Source organism: Nocardiopsis moroccensis (assembly GCF_055763695.1).
In genome coordinates this window covers 5,502,103-5,524,744 of the sequence record NZ_CP199747.1, presented here as the reverse complement: position 1 = coordinate 5,524,744, position 22,642 = coordinate 5,502,103, and the positions used below count along the sequence as shown (strand labels likewise).

The following is a 22,642-nucleotide window of genomic DNA, read 5'->3' as shown; positions in this document are numbered from 1 at the left end:
CCGGAGGCGGTCCGAACGGCGGGTTCGGCCCCGAGGGGGGTCCGCCGGGAGGCGGCCCGCTGAACTGACCGGGGGGCGGCGGCCCGCCCGCGGGGTTTCCGCCGGAGGGGGTCCCGCCGGGAGGCGGGCCCGTTGGAGGCGTCCCGCCCGGGGGCGGGCCTCCCGGTGGCGGCCCGAGCGGCGGTTGACCGCCGGACGGGTTCTGGGGTGCGGGGCCGCCTCCCGTCGGGGCGCCCCCAACGGGACTCTGCGGACCGCTCGGGACATGGGGCGGCGTGGCGGGAGGACCGGATTGTCCGGGCTGGTGGGAAGGGTCCGAAGGGGGTTGAGGAGTTGTCATGGGGCCCCGGAATCAGGAGGATGCGAACACGTACACAGGAGAGGAGACAGGAGGGTCAGCCCCCTCTTATTCCGACTTTATGCACCTGGTGTGACGCAGCGTCCGGCGCCCCACGACCAGCACGACTGGGAATTTTTTGTGTGACGTGCATCACGTGAGCTGTGGTTCAGCTCTCGGAGAGCGCCCTACTCCGGTCCCGAGCCGCCTCGATCGCGTCGGTGAAGGCGGTACGCACCCCGTGTCGTTCCAGTTCACGCAGGGCGGCGGCGGTGGTCCCACCCGGTGAGGTGACGGCTTCCCGCAAAACCACCGGATGCTCGCCCGAGCCGTCGAGCATGGCCGCGGCACCAGTGATCGTCTGACCCACGAGCCGCTGCGCCGTGACACGGGGCATACCCATGGCGACCCCGGCCTCGATCATGGTCTCGGCGATGAAGTAGAAGTAGGCCGGTCCGCTGCCGGAGATGGCGGTGACCGTGTCCATGTGCTGTTCACCGACCCGGAGCACCTCGCCGACCGCACCCAGCAGCTCCTCCGCCCGGTCCAGGTGGGCGTCTCCGGTGTGGGCCCCGCCGGAGACGGCTGTCATCCCCCTGCCCATGAGCGCCGGGGTGTTGGGCATCGCGCGTACGACCGGCACCCCCGGGTGCAGGTGGCTCTCCAGGACGGCGGTGGTCAGCCCGGCGGCCACCGAGATGACCAGGTGCTCACGGCCCAGGTGCGGGGAGAGGTCGTCCAACAGGGCGAGCATGTCCTGCGGTTTGAGGGCCAGCAGCAGGGTGTCCGCCCGTTTGGCGGCGTCCTGTGCCGGAACCGTCTCGATCCCGTAGCGGCCGCGCAGCTCCCGTGCGTGCTCCGCGCGCGGCTCCGTGACGAGCACGTCCTCCGGTGTGTGGCCCTTGGCCAGCAGCCCGGCGAGCAGCGCCTCGCCCATCTTTCCTGCACCGATGATCGCGATCATGTGGGGTCCTCTCTGCGGATTCCCTCCACGCTAGCCTCCCGCCCCCGGGAAACGGACCGGTCGTCCCAACCACTGGACAACCGGCCGACCGGGGTGTCATCAGCCCGGGTCGACCGAGCCCTCGTCGTCAGCCGCTCCCCCGGGGTCCACCGAGAAGCGCCGGGGCGGCGACTGGGGGCGCCTGCGGAGCAGCGCGATGCGCTCGCGGCGGCCCGGCACGGATTCGGAGCCCGGAGGACCCTGGGCGAAGTGCAGCCGGGTGAAGGCCAACGCCTCGGCGAGCTCACGCATACGCGCCTGACGGTCGGGGGCCTTGCGGGTGCTCACCTCCAGGACGAGTTGTCCCTCGTAGCCGTTGCCCGCCAGGTGTTCGAGCAGCTCGGCGACGGGCTGGCTGCCGCGGCCGGGGATGAGGTGCTCGTCGAGGTTCTGCCCGCCGAGCCCGTCGGCCACGTGCACGTGGGACAGGCGGCTGCCCAGCTGTTTGGCCATGTCCATCGCGTCCGATCCGGACATGGCGGTGTGCGAGAGGTCGAGGGTGACGTCGGGGTAGTCGCGGTCGAGCGGGTTCCAGCTCGGTGCGTAGGGGACGACCTCCCGGTCGCGCACCCGCACCGGGTACATGTTCTCCACGGCGAAGACCACGTCGGTCTCCTCCTGCATGCGGGCGACACCGTTCTCGAAGTCGCGGGCGTACTCGCGCTGCCAGCGGAAGGCCGGGTGCACCACGATCGTGCTGGCGCCCAGGGCCTCGGCCATCTCCTTGGAGCGGACGAGCTTGCCCCAGGGCTCCCGCCCCCACACGCGCTGGGTCAGCACGAGGCAGGGCGAGTGGACCGCGGTGACGGGCATCTGGTGGTAGTCGGAGAGGCGCCGGAGGAGTTCGATGTCCTGGCTCGTCGGGTCGGAGGAGACGAGGACCTCGACACCGTCGTACCCCAGTTTCGCGGCGATCTCGAAGGCCGCCGGGGTCTTCTCCGGGTAGACCGACGCCGACGAGAGGACCACGGGCGCGTCTGGGACCTGGATAGGGCTCACGGAAACCAGACTATGCGCTCCACGGCTCCCCGGGGCGTCCGCCCGGGTGAACGCGGCGTGGCGGACAGCCCCTGTTCCCCCTCGCACGAGGCCGGCGTGACAGAGGGAGACGACCGCCCCCGGGAGCACGGGAGACGGCCGTCGTCAGCTGTCGGGGCGCCTTCGCGCGCCTGTTCGGGACCGGTTCAAAGACGTACGGCGCCGGCGAGGTTGTAGTGGTTCACGGGCCGTTCGGAGATGCTGCCGCCGGAGTTCGGGGCGTCGATCATGCGGTCGCCGCCGAGATAGATGGCGACGTGGTAGGCGTATCCGCCGCTGTCGGTCCAGTAGAGGAGGTCGCCGCGCCTGGCCTTGGCGTAGCTGACGCGGGTTCCGGAGTTGACCTGGTCGTGGGCGATCCGGGGCAGGCTCACCCCCGCCCGCTTGAAGGAGTACTGCACCAGGCCCGAGCAGTCGAAGGAGTCCGGCCCGGTCCCGCCCCAGGCGTAGGGCTTGCCCTTCTGGGCCTGGGCGGCGCTGATGGCCTTCTCGACGGTGCTGGAGGGGAGCGCCTGGTGGATCCGCTCGGAACCGCGTGCGCCCTCCGCGGCGACGGAGGCGGCCGGTGCGGGTTGGGCCAGAGCCGGGGCTCCCCCGACGGCGAAAGCGGTCGCGAGAACGGCGACGGCGAGTGCGCGCGGCGCACGGCGACGCGACTGGGCGGGTACGGCCTGCCGCCCCGGGTCCGTGGTGGGACGGCAGGCCCGCGTTTGCTCGTGGTGTCGCGGTAGTCGCATGACGTGGTTCTCCCTGTGTGGTCCGTCGGGGCCGCCCGCGCCGCTGTGACACGGATCTCACGACCGCCGACACATCACCATTGGTCACACAGACACCAAGAGTTGTCACTCTCCGTAGCCAAATCGGTATCCAAAGACGGTAAAGCCTGCTTGACTTCGGTAGACAAAACGGTCAGAGAACCACTAAACAACCGCGCGCCACCGAGGGCGGTGACCGTGCGCTACGGGACCGGCACCCCCAGGGAGGCGTGGACGAAATCGGTCGTCGCGGCCATACCGAGGTTGTTCGGGTGGATGGGCGCCCCGTCCTCCGGGATCAGCCCCTCCACCCAACGGGTGTCCGACCCCTGGCAGACGTCGTGACCGCGTTCGAAGGTGTCGACGAAGACGGCCCCCTGGCCCTGCGCCTCCTCCCTGAGCATCTCGTTGAGCGCGGTCTGGACCTCGTCCAGGAACGGGACGTCACCGCGGGCGATCGGCGTGCTGGGCCAGCAGCCGCCGCTCTCCGGAAGGATCTGGAGGTACCCGACGCTGAGGACCGTGGCGTTCGGGCTGCGCTCCGCGATGTCCGCGTAGACCCCCGAGACCTCGCTCCGCAACCCCTCGATCCGCTGGTCCAGCTCGTCGCCGTAGTGGTTCGCGCACGGGCTGCCCCACGGGTTGCGCAGGCTCTGCTTCGCGCACTCGACGAGCACGTCGGAGAAACCGAAGTCGTTGCCCGCGATACCCACCGTGACCAGGTCGGTGTCGTGCCGGAGCGCGTCCAGCTGCGGCGGGGTGTCGTCGAACTGGGCCTCGTAGAGGTGGTCCATCCGCGCACCGGAACAGCTCACGTCGGTGATCTCGGTGATCCCCAGCTCCTCCGCCAGGAGCTTGGGGTAGTTGACCGAGGACTGCATACAGCCCAGGAGCGGCATCCGGGCACTGGCGACCATGGGACCGGCGACGAAGGAGTCCCCGATGGCGACGTAGTGACCGAAGGCCGAGGTCTGCACCTCGTCCGCGGCGGCGGGCGCGCTGACCAGGGATGTTCCCAGAGCGGCCAGGGCCAGCGGGACCGTGAGCCGGGCGAGTCGGCGCAGGGCTCCCGGACGGCGGTGGCTTCGGGTACTGCGGGGGACGGCGGGGGATCGGCGTGTACGGGACACGTGGGTTTCCTCTCCAAGGAGCGGGGGCATCGGAGTGTTCGGACCCGGGGAGTGACTCCCTAAGGAAGTCTCTAACACGACCTACGAAAGAAGGGCCCTAACCCGTAGGTAACTTTCCTGTGTCCCGGGCGGCCCCTGCCGCGGCAGCGAGAGCTGTCCCCGGCAGCCGTTAGCGTGTCGACCATGGCAAAAGCAGCGAAGACCACGTTCCGGTGCGCCGAGTGCGGATGGAGCACCCTCAAGTGGGTGGGGCGCTGCGGGGAGTGCCAGGCATGGGGCACCGTCGAGGAGGCCGGCGCCCCCGCGCCCGCCGCCGTCGCTGCCGCCCCCGTGACCTCCCGGGCCCGCCCCATCACCGAGATCAGCGTGGAGAGCGCCGAGGCGGTCCCCACCGGGGTGGACGAACTCGACCGGGTCCTGGGCGGCGGAGCCGTCCCCGGCGGCGTGGTCCTGCTCGCCGGAGAACCGGGCGTGGGAAAGTCGACCCTCCTCCTGGAGGTCGCCGCGATGCGCGCGGCCGACGCCCCCGTTCTGTACGTGACCGGCGAGGAGTCCGCCGGGCAGGTGCGCCTGCGCGCCGAACGCCTCGGCTCCCTCTCGGACCAGCTCTTCCTCGCCGCGGAGACCTCGGTGGCCACCCTGGTCAACCACGTGGAGGCCGTGGCCCCCAAGCTGCTGATCGTGGACTCGGTGCAGACGATGGTCTCCCCCGAGGCCGCCGGTGTCCCCGGCGGCGTCACCCAGATCCGGCAGGTGACCGGGGCGCTCATCCAGATCGCCAAGGAGCGCGGCATCGCGACCGTGCTGGTCGGCCACGTCACCAAGGACGGTTCCATCGCGGGCCCCCGCATGCTGGAGCACCTGGTCGACGTCGTCCTGCACTTCGAGGGTGAACGTCACTCCCAGTTGCGCCTGCTCCGCGCGGTCAAGAACCGGTACGGCCCCACCGACGAGATCGGCGTCTTCGAGCTCACCGAGAAGGGCATCTTCGGGCTGCCCGACCCCAGCGGCCTCTTCCTCACCGAACGGACCGACCCGGTGCCGGGCACCTGCGTGACCGTCGCCCTGGAGGGTCGGCGCCCCCTCATCACCGAGGTGCAGGCCCTCGTCGCGCCGACCCCGCTACCCGCCCCCCGCCGGGCCACCTCGGGACTGGACACCTCACGGGTGAACATGATCCTGGCGGTGCTGGAGAAGCGGACCGGGATGAGGCTGGCCAACATGGACGTGTACGCCTCGACCGTGGGCGGCGTGAAGCTGGGCGAACCCGCCGTCGACCTGGCCCTGGCCCTGGCCGCGGCCAGCTCCAGCAACGACGTCGCCCTGCCGAGGGGGTTCATGGCGGTCGGCGAGGTCGGCCTCGCCGGTGACGTGCGCAGCGTGAACGGGGTACGCCGCCGGGTCGCCGAGGCCCAGCGCCTGGGCTTCACCGAGGCGGTCGTGCCCCAGCACTTCGGCGATCCGATCCCGGGCATCCGCGTCCACGAGGTGGAGGAGCTGAGCGAGGCCCTGACCCGGGTCGCGCGGCGCCGCCGCTCCCGCAAGGAGGAGTGAGCGCGGGCGCCCGCCGCTAGAAGTCCAGGACCGCGTCCTTGGCACTCTTCATGACACAGGCGTTGCTGAAGGTCTCCTCGTACTCCTCCGCGCCGGTGACCCTGGCGGTGACCGGCTGGTAGACCATCGTGCAGACACCGTCCCCGACCTCCCGGATCCCGGCGATGCTGCCGTGCTCGGCGATGAGGCCACAGGCCTCCTCGGCCCGGGGGTGGGAGCCCCCGGGCTCCTCACACGTCAGGACGACCGCGCGGTACCAGCTCATACCGGTCTCCTCGCGCTGTTCGGCGGGGGTGTAGAGCTCCAGCTTGTACACGGGGGCCTGCGCGGTGCCGGTCAGCGCGGTGTCCGCGTGCCCGGGCGCGGCCAGGGCGAACGAGGCGGCTGCGGCACAGGTCAGGACGGCAGCGATGCGTTTCACGGCGGACTCCAGGATCGAGGAAGCAGAAGTTCACTCCGAATGGTAGTCATTCGATGACCAAGAGTCATGACTTTGCGGCAAGCCGCCCCGGACACACGAGAACCCAGCCCGAAGACGGGCTGGGTCGGCTCGGGTCGGGTTCTCAGGCCTTGAGCTGGAACACGAGCTGGTCGACGTTCCCGACGTGATCGCCGTGCAGGTTGGCCTTGTACCAGCCGGGCTGGGCCTTGGCACTGCTCTCCCGGCAGTCGGTGAAGGAGCGTTCCCGCGCCCAGTCGATGGTGTACTCGTGCGGTCGGCCCTGGCTGAGCTGGCGCTCCTCCTCTGCCTTGCCCTCGACACAGTCCGCGGAGGAGTAGACCCGGTCGTCGCCGGAGTGGATCCTCAGTTCGATCGCCTCCGGTCCCACGTCGGCGGTGCAGGTCTGCTCGGCGACGTTGACCACGGTCACCTTGAACCCGGGGCCGGCGCCGCCGCCGTACACCTCCCGGTCGTCCTCGGCGAAGTCGAAGGTGACGACGAGGTCCTGCGGGCGGCACGGGTCCTCCGGGCGCTCGGGAGCCGCGGCCTCGCCTCCCTCGCTCTCCGCATCCCCTGAGCCGCCGTCGGCCCCCTCCCCGCCTTCGGCCTCCTCACCTTCCGACCGTGAGGGAGAGGGCGAGGCGGACGGGTCCTCCGCCTCTTCCTCCGTTTCGGGTTCGGAGGGCTCGTCCTCCGCGATACTGGGAGAGGCCTCGGGTTCCTCCAGGGCCGCCTGCGAGCCTGTCGGCTCGCCGTCGTCACCGGAGGGACGGCACGCGTACGTGATCAGCGCGAGCACCAGCATCAGACCGGCCAGCACGAAGGCACGCCGCCTCCAGTAGATGTCCTTGCTGACAGGTGCGGGGTGTCCGGTACTTGACGCCATGGGCCGTAGTATTGCGGTTTTGCGCGCCACCCACCTACTCAACCCGCCGATTTCCCGTTAAAGATGAGCGATAACCCTTACAGCACCGCGGTTCTGGCGTGGTACGAGACCAACGCCCGAGACCTCCCCTGGCGTGCGCCGCACGCCTCGCCCTGGTCCATCCTGGTCAGCGAGATCATGCTCCAGCAAACCCCCGTCGTGCGGGTCCTCCCCGCCTGGGAGGCCTGGATGGAACGCTGGCCCACCCCTGCCCACCTGGCAAAAGAGCCCTCCGGTGAGGCGGTGCGCATGTGGAACCGGCTCGGCTACCCCCGCCGGGCCCTGCGCCTGCACGCCTGCGCCGTCGCCATCACCGAGGAGCACGGCGGCGAGGTCCCCGAGGACCACGCGACCCTGCTCTCGCTGCCGGGGATCGGCGCGTACACCGCGGCGGCCGTGGCGAGCTTCGCCCACGGGCAGCGGCACGCGATTTTGGACACCAACGTGCGGCGGGTCCTGGCTCGGGCCGAAACCGGGGTCGAGTACCCGCCGAAAACCCAGACCAAGGCGGAGACCGCCCTCGCCGAGTCCCTCCTGCCACCGGTCCCCTCGGTGGCGGTCCGCTGGGGCGTGGCCGTGATGGAGCTGGGCGCGCTGGTCTGCACCGCGCGCTCGCCGCGTTGCGTGGACTGCCCCATCGCCGGGCAGTGCGCCTGGAAGCTCGCCGGGAAACCCGCCTACGACGGCCCGCCCCGGCGCGGACAGACCTACGCGGGCACCGATCGCCAGGTGCGCGGCAGGCTTCTCGCCGTCCTGCGCGACTCACGCGAACCGGTCGCCAAGGACGCGTTGGACTCGGTCTGGGACGACCGCGTCCAACGCGAACGAGCCCTGGACGCCCTGGTCCACGACGGCCTGGTGGACCCGCTGGACGACGGCCGCTACGCACTGCCCGGGTGAGACGACCGGCGTGTGCCGGCGGGGGCACTCAGTTCATCCGCTCCTCGAGGGCCCCGGCGCCCTGGGCGTCGAACTCCGCCTGGGTGCCGTCGTAGGCGCCGGTGCACGGCGCCCCGGGTTCCGGGGACTCCGAGCTCTGCTCGTACTCGCGCAGGAAGGCGCCCAGTTCCGGATCCTGGGGATCGTCCGTCCTGAGCTGGGCGCCCCAGGCGGTGGCCACCACCGCGGAGGGCAGGCCCTCCATCGGGCTGACCAGGACGTAGGAGCCGGGGAGGTGGTAGGCGGCCAGAGCCTCGACCCCGGCCGGATCCAGAGCGGGGTCGTAGGTGATCCAGACCGCGCCGTGCTCCAGGGAGTGGACGGCCGCCTCGGTCAGGACGGGCTCGTCGTAGACACCGCAGTTCTGCCAGAAGCCGTAGTGCTCACCGCCCACCGGAGGAAACTGCTCGTAGTCGACGGTCTCGCCGGTGTCCACGTGCTCCCTCGACAGGTCCTCGAAGGTCTCGGTCTCCGAGGCTCCGCCTCCTGCCGCGACGCCGTTACCGGACCAGCCGTACAACCACACCCCGCCGAGGACCACACCCGCCACCAGGACCAGCGCGAGCACGATGCCGCCGACGATCAGCCACGGCGCCGCGGACCTCCGTTCGGGTGCGGGTCCGGGAGCCCCCGGGTAACCGTACGGCGGATAGTTCGGGGGCGGACCCTGCGGTGGGTGACCGGGAGGCGGAGCCTGGGGCGGATAGCCGGACGGAGGCCCCTGCTGCGGGTAACCGGGAGGCGGACCCTGCTGCGGCTGCCCCGGGCCGAACGCGGGCCCCTGGGGCGGATAGCCGGGCGGCGGGCCCTGACCTCCGGGAGGCCCCTGAGGCGCCTCGTGCGCCTCTGAGGGGCCGTGCGGGAACGAGGGACCGGGAGGAGGCCCCTGCGGCGGCTGGGGGCCGCCCTGGCGGGGATCGTTTGGATAGGCCACGGACGGCACCCTAGCGTCTCCCGGCCCCGCGGCCCCGACCCGGCCGCCCCGCCCCGGCAACGCCGACGGGGGCACCCCCGAAGGGATGCCCCCGTCCACACTCGGACCGGTACCGGCGGGTGGCCGGTCAGCGGCGTTACTCGCCCTTGGCGGCGGACTCCACCTCGGGGGTGTCCGGCACCTCGGCGGGCTTGGGAACGCCCTTGAAGGTGAACTTGGCGTCCGTGCCCTCGCCCTCGGCGTCGATCACGACGATCTGACCCGCCTTGATGTCGCCGAACAGGATCTTCTCGGAGAGCTGGTCCTCGATCTCCCGCTGGATGGTGCGACGCAGCGGCCGCGCGCCCAGGACCGGGTCGAACCCGCGCTCGGACAGGACCTTCTTCGCCTTGGGGCGAAGCTCGATGCCCATGTCCTTCTCCTTGAGGCGACCGTCCAGGCTCGTGATCATCAGATCCACGATCTGGAAGATCTCCGACTCGGTCAGCTGGTGGAAGACGATGACGTCGTCCACACGGTTGAGGAACTCGGGCCGGAAGTTGGTCTTGAGCTCCTCGCTGACCTTCGCCTTCATCCGCTCGTAGTTGGTGTTGGCGTCGTCCTCCTTGGCGAAGCCCATGGCCTGGCCCTTGGAGATGTCCCGCGTACCCAGGTTGGTCGTCATGATGATGACCGTGTTCTTGAAGTCGACGTTGCGACCCTGGGCGTCGGTGAGACGACCCTCCTCCAGCACCTGGAGCAGAGAGTTGAAGATGTCGTTGTGGGCCTTCTCGATCTCGTCGAAGAGGACCACGGAGAACGGCTTGCGGCGCACCTTCTCGGTGAGCTGGCCGCCCTCCTCGTAGCCGACGTAGCCGGGAGGCGAACCGAACAGCCGCGAGACCGTGTGCTTCTCCATGAACTCGGACATGTCGAGCTGGATCAGCGAGTCCTCGTCCCCGAAGAGGAACTCGGCGAGGGTCTTGGACAGCTCGGTCTTACCCACACCGGACGGACCGGCGAAGATGAACGAACCACCGGGGCGCTTGGGGTCCTTCAGACCGGCGCGGGTACGGCGGATGGCCTGCGAGAGCGCCTTGATGGCGTCCTCCTGGCCGATGACCCGGCGGTGCAGCTCGTCCTCCATGCGCAGCAGGCGGGAGCTCTCCTCCTCGGTCAGCTTGAAGACCGGGATGCCGGTGGAGGCGGCCAGGACCTCTGCGATGAGCTCCTCGTCGACCTCGGCCACGACGTCCATGTCGCCGGCCTTCCACTCCTTCTCCCGCTGCGCCTTCTTGCTGAGCAGCTGCTTCTCGTCGTCACGCAGGGAGGCGGCCTTCTCGAAGTCCTGCTCGTCGATGGCCGACTCCTTGTCGCGGCGCACGGCCGCGATCTTCTCGTCGAACTCGCGCAGGTCCGGCGGAGCGGTCATCCGGCGGATACGCATCCGGGAACCGGCCTCGTCGATGAGGTCGATCGCCTTGTCCGGCAGGAACCGGTCGCTGATGTAGCGGTCGGCCAGTTGCGCGGCGGCCACGAGCGCGCTGTCGGTGATCGAGACGCGGTGGTGGGCCTCGTAGCGGTCGCGCAGGCCCTTGAGGATCTCGATGGCGTGCTTGGTCGACGGCTCGTCCACCTGGATCGGCTGGAAGCGCCGCTCCAGGGCGGCGTCCTTCTCCAGGTACTTGCGGTACTCGTCGAGCGTGGTCGCGCCGATGGTCTGCAGCTCACCCCGGGCCAGCATGGGCTTCAGGATGGAGGCGGCGTCTATGGCACCTTCCGCCGCCCCCGCGCCGACCAGCGTGTGCAGCTCGTCGATGAAGAGGATGATGTCGCCGCGGGTGCGGATCTCCTTGAGCACCTTCTTGAGGCGCTCCTCGAAGTCACCGCGGTAGCGGCTGCCGGCGACCAGGGCGCCGAGGTCGAGCGTGTACAGCTGCTTGTCCTTGAGCGTCTCGGGGATCTCCCCCTTGACGATCTTCTGCGCAAGGCCCTCGACGACGGCGGTCTTACCGACGCCGGGCTCACCGATCAGCACCGGGTTGTTCTTGGTGCGCCGCGAGAGCACCTGCATGACGCGCTCGATTTCCTTGTCCCGGCCGATGACCGGGTCGAGCTTGGACTCACGCGCGGCCTGCGTCAGGTTGCGGCCGAACTGGTCCAGCACCAGCGAGGTGGAGGGGGTGGACTCGGAGGAGGCCCCGGTGGCCTGCGGCTCCTTGCCCTGGTACCCGTGCAGCAGCTGGATGACCTGCTGGCGGACGCGGTTGAGGTCCGCTCCGAGCTTGACGAGGACCTGGGCGGCGACGCCCTCACCCTCGCGGATCAGGCCCAGCAGTATGTGCTCGGTACCGATGTAGTTGTGGCCGAGCTGAAGCGCCTCGCGCAGCGACAGCTCAAGGACCTTCTTGGCGCGCGGGGTGAAGGGAATGTGCCCCGACGGCGCCTGCTGGCCCTGCCCGATGATTTCCTCTACCTGCTGCCGAACCGCTTCGAGGCTGATACCAAGGCTCTCCAGAGCCTTGGCGGCGACGCCCTCACCCTCGTGGATGAGGCCGAGCAGGATGTGCTCCGTACCGATGTAGTTGTGGTTGAGCATCCTGGCCTCTTCCTGGGCCAGAACCACCACTCGCCGCGCGCGGTCGGTAAACCTCTCGAACATGTCTCGTCGCTCCTCTACAGAGCGGTCAGGCAGGGACGGTTCTTTCCGACCCAACTCTTCCGCATATCGGCCCCACAGGGATAACCGCCCCGGGGAGCACTGTCGCACCCGTCCATCCTGTCGGCGGCTGCCGACGTGGATGGACATCTCCGCACGGCCGACCGCAGCCGTCCGTGTCAGAGACTTTCCCCGACGATAGGGCGTTCACCCAACATCCAACTACCAATTGCCGCGTCAGATTTCCCTGTACGCCGAAGGCGAACGACCCGGGCACTCCCATCCATCACGAGAGTGCCCGGGCCGCACGTGTGTAAGCCGGATTATCGGCTCTTAGCGAACAAGCCGAAGTCGTGTTGTTCTTCAAGCAGAAATGCTCCGGACCGTCGTCCGGTGACGGTCACGTGCCCCGCGCGCCCCGAGAGGGGGCGGCACCGCCCCGGACGCTCCCCGGAACACCTCGGGGTCCGACGGTGGCGAAGCCTGACGGCCCCGCGTGCCCCGGGCTCCCCCTCCGCGGCCCTCGGACCGCGGCACAACAGTACCCGCCCCGCCGGCACAGCTGCTGTGGACGGGGTCCTGCCCGCCCCGGCCGCCGACACGGCCCGCGTCCTCGAAAGAGCTTCACGCCCCCGGAGTATCCCCTTCACCCCGCTTGTCGCGGGATCCCGGTGTCACAGGCACTCCGGCACCACCGGTCCTGCCGGTGCGCCGGACACGGCCGGTCCGGCCCGCGATGTCACGCGGATACCGGGCCCGGCGGTTCTCCGGCACCTCGAACGTCCTTGCTCATGGGGCGCTCGGGTCGAGCCGGGCCTCGGGATGTACGGGTTCGGGGCGGTGAACTGAAGCCGCGGGACGAAATCTTGATCAAGAACTGACAACATTTCGGCCGACCGGGGCAGTGGCAAACCTAACCCTTGACGGCCTCGTATTCGGCGACGATGGCCGCGGGGATACGGCCGCGCTCATTGACGGGCTTCCCGGCAGCCTTCGCCCAAGCGCGAATCTCGGCGCTGCGCTCACGGCTGGGAGCATTCCGGCTTCCACGCCGGGAGCCGCCACGAGCCTGCTTCGTCGGGGCCTTGCGGGAAGCTTCGACGAACGGGGTAAGGGCCTCGCGGAGCTTGGCAGCATTACCCGCGCTGAGGTCGATTTCGTACGTCGATCCATCGAGACCGAACGTCACCGTCTCCTCGGCCTCGCCGCCGTCGAGGTCGTCGACCAGGAAAACCTGGACCTTCTGTGCCATGGAATCAAACCTTTCAGAAGAGCGGTGTCTCCACACCTGAATATAAAGCTATCTCGCGAGAACGCGAAAGACAATTCCCGGCGTGCCAGAAATCGCGCGGATCCGGATCGCCGTGATTCGGGGTCGCCGAAGCAGCGCGGGGCGGCCAGCGGCGCACACACGCGTGTCCCCCCGCTTCGGGAGCGTTCGGGTCCGGGTTCGTCGGACCCCGGGGCTAACGACCGTCGGATTCGGTGCGTTCCCGGCCCTGGGCAATCGGCGTCTCGTTCGTCGCCTCGGTCTCGCCGACCTTGGTCGCGCCCTTGTCACGCGTGTCTTCCGCGCCGGCCTCCTCGTCGCTGACCAGGCTTCCGTCCATCCTCCGCGGCGCCATCTCCTTGCGCAGCAGCTTGATGACGAAGGCACAGAACACGGTCGCGACTACCACCGGCGGGATGAGCGCGGACAATACGTCGATCAGTCCAGGGGGAAGCACCGATGACAAAAAGTCACCCATCGAAGCGGCCTACCCTTCCTGGTTGTTACTTATTGCAGCAAATACCCGACTCAGTGTCGGCACTGCCCTGGGGGATGGCGCTCCGGCACCGCCGGTCAAACGCATACCAGACATCATAGACATCGTTTGCCACCGGTTTGACACCGGACGTACCGAAGACGACTCGGCAAAGCCCCCTGACGGCCAATGTCCGGTCCGCTCTCGCACCGTCACACGGAAGACCGCTGACGCTCAGACGATCGAACACCGGGGGATCCGGAAAAACTGGGATCCGCAACGTCCGATCGCCACTTCGTCGGCCCACCGACGATCCGGACGGACGCAGGTACACATTACCTGCCTTGTTCCACGCCCATACCACCCGGTGCGCTTAAGCGCGCACGGCGGGAGGATCCGATGAAGCGGAGGGAAGGGGAAGCGGATCCTATGCGGGGCCCAAATCCTTTAGCCAGGCGCGCTTGCGGAGTCGGCACCCAGGTGCACAAGCATCCGGGTGTTCCCCAGGGTGTTGGGTTTGACCCGCTCAAGATCGAGGAATTCGGCCACACCCTCGTCATAGGAACGCAGGAGTTCCTCGTAGACACGCAAGGAGACGGGGGTCCCCTGGATCGGGGCAAAGCCGTGTTTGGCGAAGAAACCGGTCTCGAATGTCAGACAGAACACACGCTGCACGCCCAACTCGCGCGCGGTGTTCAGGAGTTCAGTCACGATTCGGTGACCGACACCGAAACCACGCAGGGAGGGGTCCACCGCAACGGTGCGCACCTCCGCCAGGTCCTCCCACAGGACGTGGAGGGCGCCGCAGCCGACCACACGGGCCCCGCCCTCCGGCCGGAGGGGGCCGCCCGGGGTTTCGGGGGGGTCCTCCTCCACCTCGGCCACCCAGAACTCCTGGATGTCCTCGTAGAGGTTGACCGTGCTCTTGGAGAGCACCCGCCGGTCAACGGAGTAGGTGTCGACCAGGCGGCGGATATGGGCCACGTCGCGCGTCCTGGCGCGGCGGACCCGGACATGACGAACGGGCATAGCCGGACCAGACTACGCCCACGCGGCCTCCCACCGGAACGCTCTTCGTCCGGTGGGTGCCGATGCGCGGCTTCCTGGGCCGGTATGCCCGCGGTGTCTCCCGGCGGCGGCCGGGAAGCGTCAGATCAGATGAGCTGACGCCTCGCGGCCCACACGACCGCCTCGATGGGTGTGTTCACGCCCAGCACGTCGCAGATGTTGCGAATGCGACGTCGCAGGGTCCGGGCGCTGAGTTCGAGGTGCCGAGCGGCCACCTCGGTGGTGACGCCGGTGGCGATCTCGGCGAGCAGCTCCAGCTCCTCGTGACTCAGATCGACCGGCGGGTAGGGGCCGTTGAGCGTGGTCTCACGCGAACGGGCCTGCAGGGGAACCACGTTCTCCCGGTGCTCCCGCGGCGCGAGGGTGTTCTGGTCCTCAACGGTACGTCGTACGAGTGTGGCCTGTTCCACTCCGTCCTCCCTCATCCATGTGAGTGCGGAACATCAACTCGTCGCCTACGGATCAAGCGCGTCCGACTGGCTGTCGGCGCGGGCGAGTCCCGGCCACCCCGACCGACCCCCGGAACCCCTCTGGCACAGGGGTGGGAGATGGAGGGGAGCACAAAGGACACACGACCCCGGGCGTTGCGGTCTGGGACGGACAGACCACACCGTGGGCACGCGTGCGGTGGGTTCTCGGGCCGTTCTCGGCCCTGACCCCTGCTCACCGTTGTTCTCGATCCACTTCGGCAAACTCGCGGGCCAGAGCCCGCTCACAGCACGCTAAGGCGGCGCGGGTTATACCGTCAAGGCCCCATAAATCACCATCCGTGATTACCCAAAACCCCTGTGTCACAGGGTCCTCGAAAGGGAAATAATCTTCACACCCTGACCTGCGAAAACAATCTTCGGCAAAGACAGGGGCCCGGTAACGGAACTTCTGACGGAAAAACTGCGCTCTGGCCTCGGAGACATCTGCCTCTGGCTGGGAGTTTGTTCCGTATGACCGTTAAGTGAGGCAGGTCTCATGCCCTCCGCCACGTCTTCGCAGGCAGGGACCGACGCGTCGGGGCCGTCGCAACGAAGGTGCGACGGCCCCGAATTGACCTTTCGGTCCTCCCCCTACCGGGATTCGATCTCTCCCGTTTCCCGGCAGAGGGCAAAGGACCGCGTCTAGTCCCCGGAGGGCTTCACAATCGGGAAAAGCACAGTCTCCCGAATGTTCTTGCCAGTGAAGGCCATGAGCAGGCGGTCGATACCGACGCCCACACCCCCGGTGGGCGGCATGCCGTACTCCAGCGCCCGCAGGAAGTCCTCGTCGAGCTGCATCGCCTCGGGGTCGCCGTCAGCGGCCATCAGCGACTGTTCGGTCAGCCGGCGGCGCTGCTCGACCGGGTCGACCAGCTCCGAGAAGCCCGTACCGAGCTCCATACCGAAGCCGATCAGGTCCCACTTCTCGGTGAGCAGCGGGTCCTCGCGGTGCTGACGGGTGAGCGGGCTCGTCTCCACCGGGAAGTCGCACACGAACGTGGGCTGGATGAGCGTGTGCTCCACCAGCTCCTCGAAGAGGTGCTCGACGAGCTTGCCCGGGCCCCAGTCGTGGCTGAACTCGACCCCCCTGGCCTCGGCCAGCCGACGGACCTCCTCGACCGGGGTACGCGGGGTGACCTCGGTGCCCAGGGCCTCGGAGACCGAGCCGTACAGGGTGATCCGTGGCCACTCCCCGCCCAGGTCGAAGGTCTGCCCGTCGCGCTCGATCGTGGTGGAGCCGAACACCGCGCGGGCGGCCTCCTGGATGAGCTCGCGGGTCACCTCGGCCACGTCGTTGTAGTCGGCGTAGGCCTGGTAGAACTCCAGCATCGTGAACTCGGGGTTGTGCGTGGAGTCCGCGCCCTCGTTCCGGAAGTTCCGGTTGACCTCGAAGACCTTCTCCAGGCCGCCCACGACCAGCCGCTTGAGCGACAGCTCGGGGGCGATGCGCAGGTAGAGATCCATGTCGTAGGCGTTGATGTGCGTGGTGAACGGACGCGCCGTGGCGCCGCCGTGCACCCGCATCAGCATCGGGGTCTCGACCTCGATGTAGTCGCGGGCGCTCAGCCCCTCGCGGATGGCCCGGATGGCGGCCGAACGGCGGCGCACCATCTGCTGCGACTCGGGGTTGACGATGAGGTCCACGTAGCGCTGACGCACCCGGGCCTCGGGGTCGGTCAGCCCCCGGTGCTTCTCCGGGAGGGGACGCAGGCACTTGGCCGTCAGCGTCCAGTCACTCACCATGACGGAGAGCTCACCCCGCCGGGAGGTGATGACCTCGCCCTGCACACCCACGTGGTCGCCGAGGTCGACGTCGGCCTTCCAGGCGTCGAGCCTGTCCTTGCCGACCTGGTCCAGGGACAGCATGATCTGCAGGTCCCCGGTCTCGTCGCGCAGGGTGGCGAAGCACAGCTTGCCACCCGAGCGGTAGAGCATGACGCGTCCGGCGATGGCGACCTTCGCCCCGGTGTGGGTGTCGGGCTCAAGGCCCTGGTGTTTCTCACGCACAGGGCCGATCGACGTCGTCCGCGGGTAGTTCACGGGGAAGGGATCGGTGCCCTCCTCCCGGAGACGGTCCAGCTTCTGCCGCCGGACCCGCATCTGTTCGGGCAGGTCGTCGTAGTCGTCGTGCGTGTGATTCACGGCCCTGATCCTACCGGCGCGACGGACCCCGGCCGAACCGGGCCGGACGAGCGGGAGACGGGGCGGGCGGTCCCTGGCGCCCACCCCGGACCGTCAGCCGGCGTTGCGCTCGAAGACCAGGCGCAGACCGATCAGGGTGAGCCAGGGCTCGTGCACGTCCACGGTCTCGCACTCACCCACCACCGTCGAGGCCAGGCCCCCGGTGGCGACCACAGTGACGGCGTCCGGGTTGTCGGTGAGCTCGGCGACCATGCGGTCCACGATCCCGTCGACCTGTCCGGCGAAGCCGAAGACGATCCCCGAGCGCAGCGCCTCGGTGGTGTTCCTGGCGATCGCGGCGCGCGGCCTGACGATCTCGACCATGTGCAGCTGCGCGCCCCGCCGGGAGAGGGCGTCCACCGAGATGTCGATGCCCGGCGCGATGGCGCCGCCCACGTACTCCCCCTTGACACTGACCGCGTCGAAGGTGGTCGCGGTCCCGAAGTCCACCACCACACAGGGGCCGCCGTAGAGGTGGCTGGCGGCCAGCGCGTTGATGATCCGGTCGCTGCCCACCTCCTTGGGGTTGTCCATCCGGATCGGCACGCCCGTCTTCACACCGGGCTCGACGATCACCGCGGGCAGGTCGCCGAAGTGGCGGCGGAACATGTCCCGCATCTCGTGCTGCACGGAGGGGACCGAGCAGCACAGCGCGATGCCGTCGACCTCGTTCAGGTTGCTCAGGGAGCTTCCGTCGATGAGCCCGCGCAGGACCACGGCCCATTCGTCCGCCGTGCGCCTGGTGTCGGTCCCCACCCTCCAGTGTTCGAGAAGATCGTCGGATTCGAAGAGACCGAGGACCGTCTCGGAGTTACCGACGTCGATCGCGAGCAGCATTCTGGGGGCCTCACTGGTCGAATTGGTGTGTACCAAAGGAATCTTCCACCAAACGGGTCCCTCACAACAGGTCGAGTGCGATATCGAGCGCGGGACTCGAGTGGGTGAGGGCCCCGACCGCCAGGTAGTCGACCCCGGTACGGGCCACGTCCGCGGCCGCGTCGAGGGTGAGGCCGCCACTGGACTCCAGGCGGGCCCGGCCGTCGACCAGGGCCACCGCCTCCGTGAGCCGCTCCACGGTGAAGTTGTCGAGCAGGATCTCCTCGGCCCCGGCGGCCAGCGCGTCCTCGATCTGGTCGATCCGGTCCACCTCGACCTCCAGCGGCAGGTCCGGGAAGCGCTCGCGAACGGCGCGGACCGCCTCGCCCACCCCGCCGGCGGCGACCACGTGGTTGTCCTTGACCAGCCCGGCGTCACTGAGCCCGTACCGGTGGTTGACCCCGCCGCCGCAGCGCACCGCGTACTTGTCGAGGGCGCGCAGGCCGGGTGTGGTCTTACGGCTGTCCCGGATGCGGGCGCCGGTCCCGGCCACGGTGTCCACCCAGGTGCGGGTGGCGGTGGCGATCCCCGACATGTGGGTGAGCAGGTTCAGCGCGGTGCGCTCGGCGGTGAGCAGGTCCCGGGTGCGGGCGGTCACGGTCATGAGCACGTCGCCGCGCCTGACGGAGTCGCCGTCCCCCGCCTGCCGGGAAACCTCCAGCGCCCCCTCCGCGACCAGCCAGAAGACGAGTTCGGCGAGGGGGAGGCCGCTGACCGTGCCGTCGGCGCGGGCGACCACGTGGGCGGTGCGGACCTGGTCCTCGGGGATGGTCGCCACGGTGGTGACGTCGATACGGGGCCCTGCGGTGAGGTCCTCGGCGAGGGCCCGGCGGACGGTGTCCGCGTGCGACTGGTGCGGCGCGGTCCAGGGGAGGGTGAACTCGGCGCGGGACTCGGGTGCGGGGCCCGGTCCGGCGAGGGGGAGGGCGATGGTGTCGAGCTCGGCCGCGAGGGCGGACGGGAGGTCGGGCTGCCGGGTCTCGTCTGTGGCCACGATCGTGTCCCCTTCCAGTCGGACGACCACGGGCCGCAGACGCAGCTCGGGCCGGGGTTCGGGTGTGTCGGCGCGCTGGTGCGCACCTCGGCTCTCGGTGCGGTGCAGTGCGGCGGCGGCCACGAGGCGGGCCACGGTGAGCAGGTTGGTGGCCTCCCAGGCGGCCACGTCGGGCGCGACGTGTTCGGTGGGCCAGGACAGCGAGTCGAGCCGGGCGGTGAGTCCGGCCAGGCCCTCCCCGGTGCGCAGGACCCCGGCGTCGCGGGACATCAGGGCACGGACCGTGGCCGTGGTGGCCGGATCCACCAGCGGGACGGTCGTACCCGGGACCGGTGCCCCGCCCGGGGACCGCTCCGGGACCCGCTCGGCCGCCCGTGCGAGGCCGGCGGCGATCCGGTCGGCGAAGACCAGGCCCTCCAGCAGGGAGTTCGAGGCGAGGCGGTTGGCGCCGTGCACGCCGGTGCGTGCGACCTCACCCACCGCCCACAGGCCGGGGACCCCGGTGCGCCCGTCGATGTCGACCTCCACCCCGCCCGAGGCGTAGTGGGCGGCGGGGGCGACCGGAAGGGCCTCGGTGAGCGGGTCGATGCCGTGGGAGCGGCAGGAGGCCAGGATGGTCGGGAATCGGCGTTCCCAGGTGGCCCGGCCGAAGTGGCGGGTCTCCAGGTACACGTGGTCGGTGCCCTGGGCGGCCATGGTCCGGGCGATGGTGCGGGCCACCACGTCGCGGGGGGCGAGGTCACCGAGCTCGTGCACCCCCTCCATGATCCGGCGGCCCCCGGCGTCGACGAGGTAGGCTCCCTCCCCGCGCAGGGCCTCCGAGACGAGGGGTTGGCGTCCGCGCGCCTGCGGGCCGAGCCAGAGGACCGTCGGATGGAACTGGATGAACTCCAGGTCGCGCAGGCGTGCCCCGGCCCGGGCGGCCAGGGCCAGGCCGTCACCGGTGGACACCGGCGGGTTGGTGGTGGCGGCGAAGACCTGGCCCATACCGCCGGTGGCCAGCACGACGGCGGGGGTCACGACCGCGCCGACGCCGTCGCGCTCCCCCTCCCCCATGACGTGCAGGGTCACCCCCCGCACTGCGCCCTCGTCCCCCTCGCGCAGGGTGTCCAGGGCGACGGCGTGCTCGACGACCTCGATCCGTTCCTGGGACAGGACCGCCTGGACCAGGGCCCGCTGGATCTCGGCGCCGGTGGCGTCGCCGCCCGCGTGGGCCACCCGGTCGGCGCGGTGGCCGCCCTCCCTGGTCAGGGAGAGCCCGCCGTCGTCGTCACGGTCGAACTCGGCGCCCAGGTTGATGAGCCAGCGCAACGCGTCGGGGCCGTCCGTGGCGAGGACGTTGACCGCGTGGGGATCGCAGAGCCCCGCCCCTGCCAGCAGGGTGTCGACCATGTGGGCGACGGGCCCGTCCTCGGGCGCCATCGCCGCCGCGATGCCGCCCTGGGCGTAGGCGGTGGAACCAGTGGAGAGGCGGTCCTTGGTGACGAGGACGACCCGGCCCGCCCCGGTGCGCTGGACGTAGCGCAGTGCGGTGCTCAGGCCCGCGATGCCCGAACCGATCACCGCGACGTCGGCGTGCACGGTCCACCCGGGCTCGGGGGCTTCGATCCGGGTCTGTCTGGCAGAACTCATCTGGGGTCTCTTTCCGCGATGCCGCCGGAGGGCGGCCGGCCGGGAGCGGCCTGAGTCAGAGGGTCACCGACACGTTGTCGATGAGCCGGGTAGCGCCCACCCGGGCGGCGACGGCCAGGACGGCCTCGCCCCGGTGGTCGGCTCCGGCCTCGGCGAAGGTGGCCGGGTCCACCAGGGCCAGGTAGTCGAGTCCGACCGGCGGGACGGCCTCGGCCGCCTCGGCCAGGACCGCTAGTGCCGCCGCGCGGACGGCCTCAGCGCCTCCGGGCGCGGCTTCGGCGCCGGCGCGCAGCGCCCGGGACAGCGCCAGGGCGCTGGTGCGCTCCGGTGCGGAGAGGTAGACGTTGCGGCTGGAGGAGGCCAGACCGTCGGGGTCGCGCAGGGTGGGCGCGCCGACGATCTCCACGGGCAGGTCGAGATCGGCGACCATGCGGCGGACCAGGGCGATCTGCTGGGCGTCCTTGGCGCCGAAGACGGCGAGGTCGGGCCGGACCAGGTTGAACAGCTTGGCGACCACGGTGAGGACCCCGGTGAAGTGACCGGGCCGGGAGGCGCCTTCCAGGCGCTCACCCATGCTCCCGGCGTCCACCTTGACCATCTGCGGGAGGGGGTACATGGTCTCGGTCCGCGGAGCGAAGACGATGTCCACGCCCTCCTCCGCGCACAGCCGGGTGTCGCCGGGCAGGTCGCGCGGGTAGCGGTCGAGGTCCTCGTCCGGGCCGAACTGGAGCGGGTTGACGAAGATGCTCACCACCACGGTCTCGGCCCTGGTCCGGGCCAGGCGCATGAGGGAGCGGTGGCCCCCGTGGAGGGCGCCCATGGTGGGGACCAGTGCCACGCGCCCCGTACCCTCCAGGGCCCGGCGCAGTTCCTCCGAGGTGCGGACGACGAGGGGTTCCGCGGCGGTCTCGCGCGGAGCGGGTTCGGTCATGGTCGTACTCTCCTTGCTGGTCTGCCGGGTCGGCATCGTGTCCGGGCCGTGCCCGGTACCCGTGTCGGCCCCGGTGGACGTCGTGGCCGCGGTCACCGGCCGCTGCGGCCGGGGCGCCCCGTGTGCCGGGAGGGGTGGTTCGGGCCGTTCAGCGCCTGAGGACGTCGAGCAGGCGTGCGGCGTCCTCGGGTTTGAGCATCCCGGCGTTGATGGCGCGGTCCGCGGTGAGCCGCGCGAGTTCGACGTAGCTGGCCACGCTCTCGGGCGCGTTCTCCCGCAGCTGCTCGACGTGCCCGGCCACGGTTCCGGCGTCACCGCGCAGGACGGGGCCGCTGAGCCCGTGGATGCCCAGGCGCAGGGCGTTGTCCAGGGCCGCGCCGAGCATGGGCGCGAGCATACGGCCGGGCTCGGCCACCCCGGCCGCGGTGAGCAGGGAGGCGCTGTCGGCGACCAGGGTGACCAGGTGGTTCGCCCCGCCCGCGAGAGCCGCGTGGTACAGGGTGCGCTTGTCCTCGGCGATCCACACCGGTTCCGCACCCATCTCGACCACGAGGGCCTCGGCGATGGGCCGGAGTTGTTCCGGGGCGGTCACCCCGAACGCGCAGTTGGCGAGCCGGTCGAGGTCCTCGTCCCGGCCGGTGAAGGTCATGGCCGGGTGCAGCGCCAGGGGGAGGGCCCCGGCGACGGTCGCGGGGGCGAGGATCCCATAGCCGTGGGCTCCGCTGGCGTGGACGAGGATCTTCCCCCGCAGATCGGTGCCGGTGGAGGCGAGCCCTTCCACCAGGTCGGGGAGGGCGTCGTCGGGCACGGTCAGCAGGACGAGGTCACTGGCCTCGGCCACCCGGGCGGGTTCGAGGATCCGGGCTCCGGGCAGGCGTTCGGTGACTCGGGCCACCGAAGCGTCGGAAACCGCCGAGGCCGCCACGACCTTGTGCCCGGCCCGGGCAAGGGCGGCGCCGAGGACGGAGCCGACCCGGCCGGCCCCGATGACGCCGACGCGCAGGCGGGCGGGACGCCCCTCTGTCGTCTCCATGTTCCGTGTCCCCTCGT

19 protein-coding genes are annotated in these 22,642 nt (G+C 70.2%); 2 read left to right on the top strand and 17 right to left on the bottom strand.

Translation table 11 applies throughout. The annotated features are described in order from the left end of the window. Positions 1-506: 506 nt before the first annotated feature. From proC to ACUKCB_RS24400, 4 genes are all read right to left on the bottom strand, one after another. Positions 507-1,301, bottom strand: a complete 795-nt coding sequence (gene proC / locus ACUKCB_RS24415; RefSeq protein WP_473037933.1) for a pyrroline-5-carboxylate reductase — start codon at positions 1,299-1,301, stop codon at positions 507-509. Positions 1,302-1,400: 99 nt separating this feature from the next. Next, positions 1,401-2,339, bottom strand: a complete 939-nt coding sequence (locus ACUKCB_RS24410) for a sugar phosphate isomerase/epimerase family protein (RefSeq protein ID WP_473037932.1) — start codon at positions 2,337-2,339, stop codon at positions 1,401-1,403. A gap of 185 nt (positions 2,340-2,524) precedes the next feature. Beyond that, positions 2,525-3,115, bottom strand: coding sequence for a C40 family peptidase (locus tag ACUKCB_RS24405; RefSeq protein ID WP_473037931.1), 591 nt, complete (start codon positions 3,113-3,115; stop codon positions 2,525-2,527). 221 nt (positions 3,116-3,336) lie between these two features. Then, positions 3,337-4,263 carry an SGNH/GDSL hydrolase family protein gene (locus ACUKCB_RS24400; RefSeq protein ID WP_473037930.1) on the bottom strand — a complete coding sequence of 309 codons (927 nt, stop codon included), beginning with the start codon at positions 4,261-4,263 and terminating at the stop codon, positions 3,337-3,339. A gap of 183 nt (positions 4,264-4,446) precedes the next feature. Between ACUKCB_RS24400 and radA the strand changes: the two genes are divergently transcribed. Further along, entirely contained in the window at positions 4,447-5,817 is a 1,371-nt protein-coding gene (radA, locus tag ACUKCB_RS24395) for a DNA repair protein RadA (RefSeq protein WP_473037929.1), read from the top strand. A 16-nt stretch (positions 5,818-5,833) separates the two neighbouring features. Here radA and ACUKCB_RS24390 read toward each other — a convergent pair whose 3' ends face one another. Further along, positions 5,834-6,238, bottom strand: coding sequence for an SSI family serine proteinase inhibitor (locus tag ACUKCB_RS24390; protein WP_473037928.1), 405 nt, complete (start codon positions 6,236-6,238; stop codon positions 5,834-5,836). Between the two features lie 142 nt (positions 6,239-6,380). After that, positions 6,381-7,064, bottom strand: coding sequence for a hypothetical protein (locus ACUKCB_RS24385; RefSeq protein WP_473041121.1), 684 nt, complete (start codon positions 7,062-7,064; stop codon positions 6,381-6,383). 144 nt (positions 7,065-7,208) lie between these two features. Here ACUKCB_RS24385 and ACUKCB_RS24380 point away from each other — a divergent pair, with 144 nt between their 5' ends. Next, positions 7,209-8,084: an HhH-GPD family protein gene (locus ACUKCB_RS24380; RefSeq protein WP_473037927.1), complete on the top strand. Its 876-nt coding sequence runs from the start codon at positions 7,209-7,211 to the stop codon at positions 8,082-8,084. Positions 8,085-8,112: 28 nt separating this feature from the next. Here ACUKCB_RS24380 and ACUKCB_RS24375 read toward each other — a convergent pair whose 3' ends face one another. The 11 genes from ACUKCB_RS24375 to ACUKCB_RS24325 form a co-directional block, all read right to left on the bottom strand. Further along, a complete protein-coding gene (locus ACUKCB_RS24375; RefSeq protein ID WP_473037926.1) occupies positions 8,113-8,691 on the bottom strand; it encodes a DUF3105 domain-containing protein in 579 nt (192 codons plus the stop codon). A 502-nt stretch (positions 8,692-9,193) separates the two neighbouring features. Next, complete coding sequence (locus ACUKCB_RS24370) at positions 9,194-11,698, bottom strand: ATP-dependent Clp protease ATP-binding subunit (RefSeq protein WP_473037925.1); 2,505 nt, start codon at positions 11,696-11,698, stop codon at positions 9,194-9,196. 910 nt (positions 11,699-12,608) lie between these two features. Further along, a complete protein-coding gene (locus tag ACUKCB_RS24365) occupies positions 12,609-12,947 on the bottom strand; it encodes a histone-like nucleoid-structuring protein Lsr2 (protein ID WP_473037924.1) in 339 nt (112 codons plus the stop codon). A 214-nt stretch (positions 12,948-13,161) separates the two neighbouring features. Next, a complete protein-coding gene (locus ACUKCB_RS24360; RefSeq protein ID WP_473037923.1) occupies positions 13,162-13,443 on the bottom strand; it encodes a hypothetical protein in 282 nt (93 codons plus the stop codon). A 444-nt stretch (positions 13,444-13,887) separates the two neighbouring features. Further along, positions 13,888-14,469, bottom strand: coding sequence for an amino-acid N-acetyltransferase (locus tag ACUKCB_RS24355; protein ID WP_473037922.1), 582 nt, complete (start codon positions 14,467-14,469; stop codon positions 13,888-13,890). Positions 14,470-14,594: 125 nt separating this feature from the next. Then, positions 14,595-14,918, bottom strand: coding sequence for a LuxR C-terminal-related transcriptional regulator (locus ACUKCB_RS24350; protein ID WP_473037921.1), 324 nt, complete (start codon positions 14,916-14,918; stop codon positions 14,595-14,597). A 702-nt stretch (positions 14,919-15,620) separates the two neighbouring features. Beyond that, positions 15,621-17,120, bottom strand: a complete 1,500-nt coding sequence (lysX, locus tag ACUKCB_RS24345; protein ID WP_473037919.1) for a bifunctional lysylphosphatidylglycerol synthetase/lysine--tRNA ligase LysX — start codon at positions 17,118-17,120, stop codon at positions 15,621-15,623. A gap of 93 nt (positions 17,121-17,213) precedes the next feature. Next, entirely contained in the window at positions 17,214-17,996 is a 783-nt protein-coding gene (locus tag ACUKCB_RS24340) for a type III pantothenate kinase (protein WP_473041120.1), read from the bottom strand. Positions 17,997-18,057: 61 nt separating this feature from the next. After that, on the bottom strand, positions 18,058-20,661 hold the full coding sequence (locus ACUKCB_RS24335) for an L-aspartate oxidase (protein WP_473037918.1): 2,604 nt from the start codon (positions 20,659-20,661) through the stop codon (positions 18,058-18,060). A 55-nt stretch (positions 20,662-20,716) separates the two neighbouring features. After that, a complete protein-coding gene (gene panC, locus ACUKCB_RS24330; protein ID WP_473037916.1) occupies positions 20,717-21,592 on the bottom strand; it encodes a pantoate--beta-alanine ligase in 876 nt (291 codons plus the stop codon). 148 nt (positions 21,593-21,740) lie between these two features. Next, entirely contained in the window at positions 21,741-22,625 is an 885-nt protein-coding gene (locus ACUKCB_RS24325; protein WP_473037915.1) for a Rossmann-like and DUF2520 domain-containing protein, read from the bottom strand. Positions 22,626-22,642 lie beyond the last annotated feature (17 nt).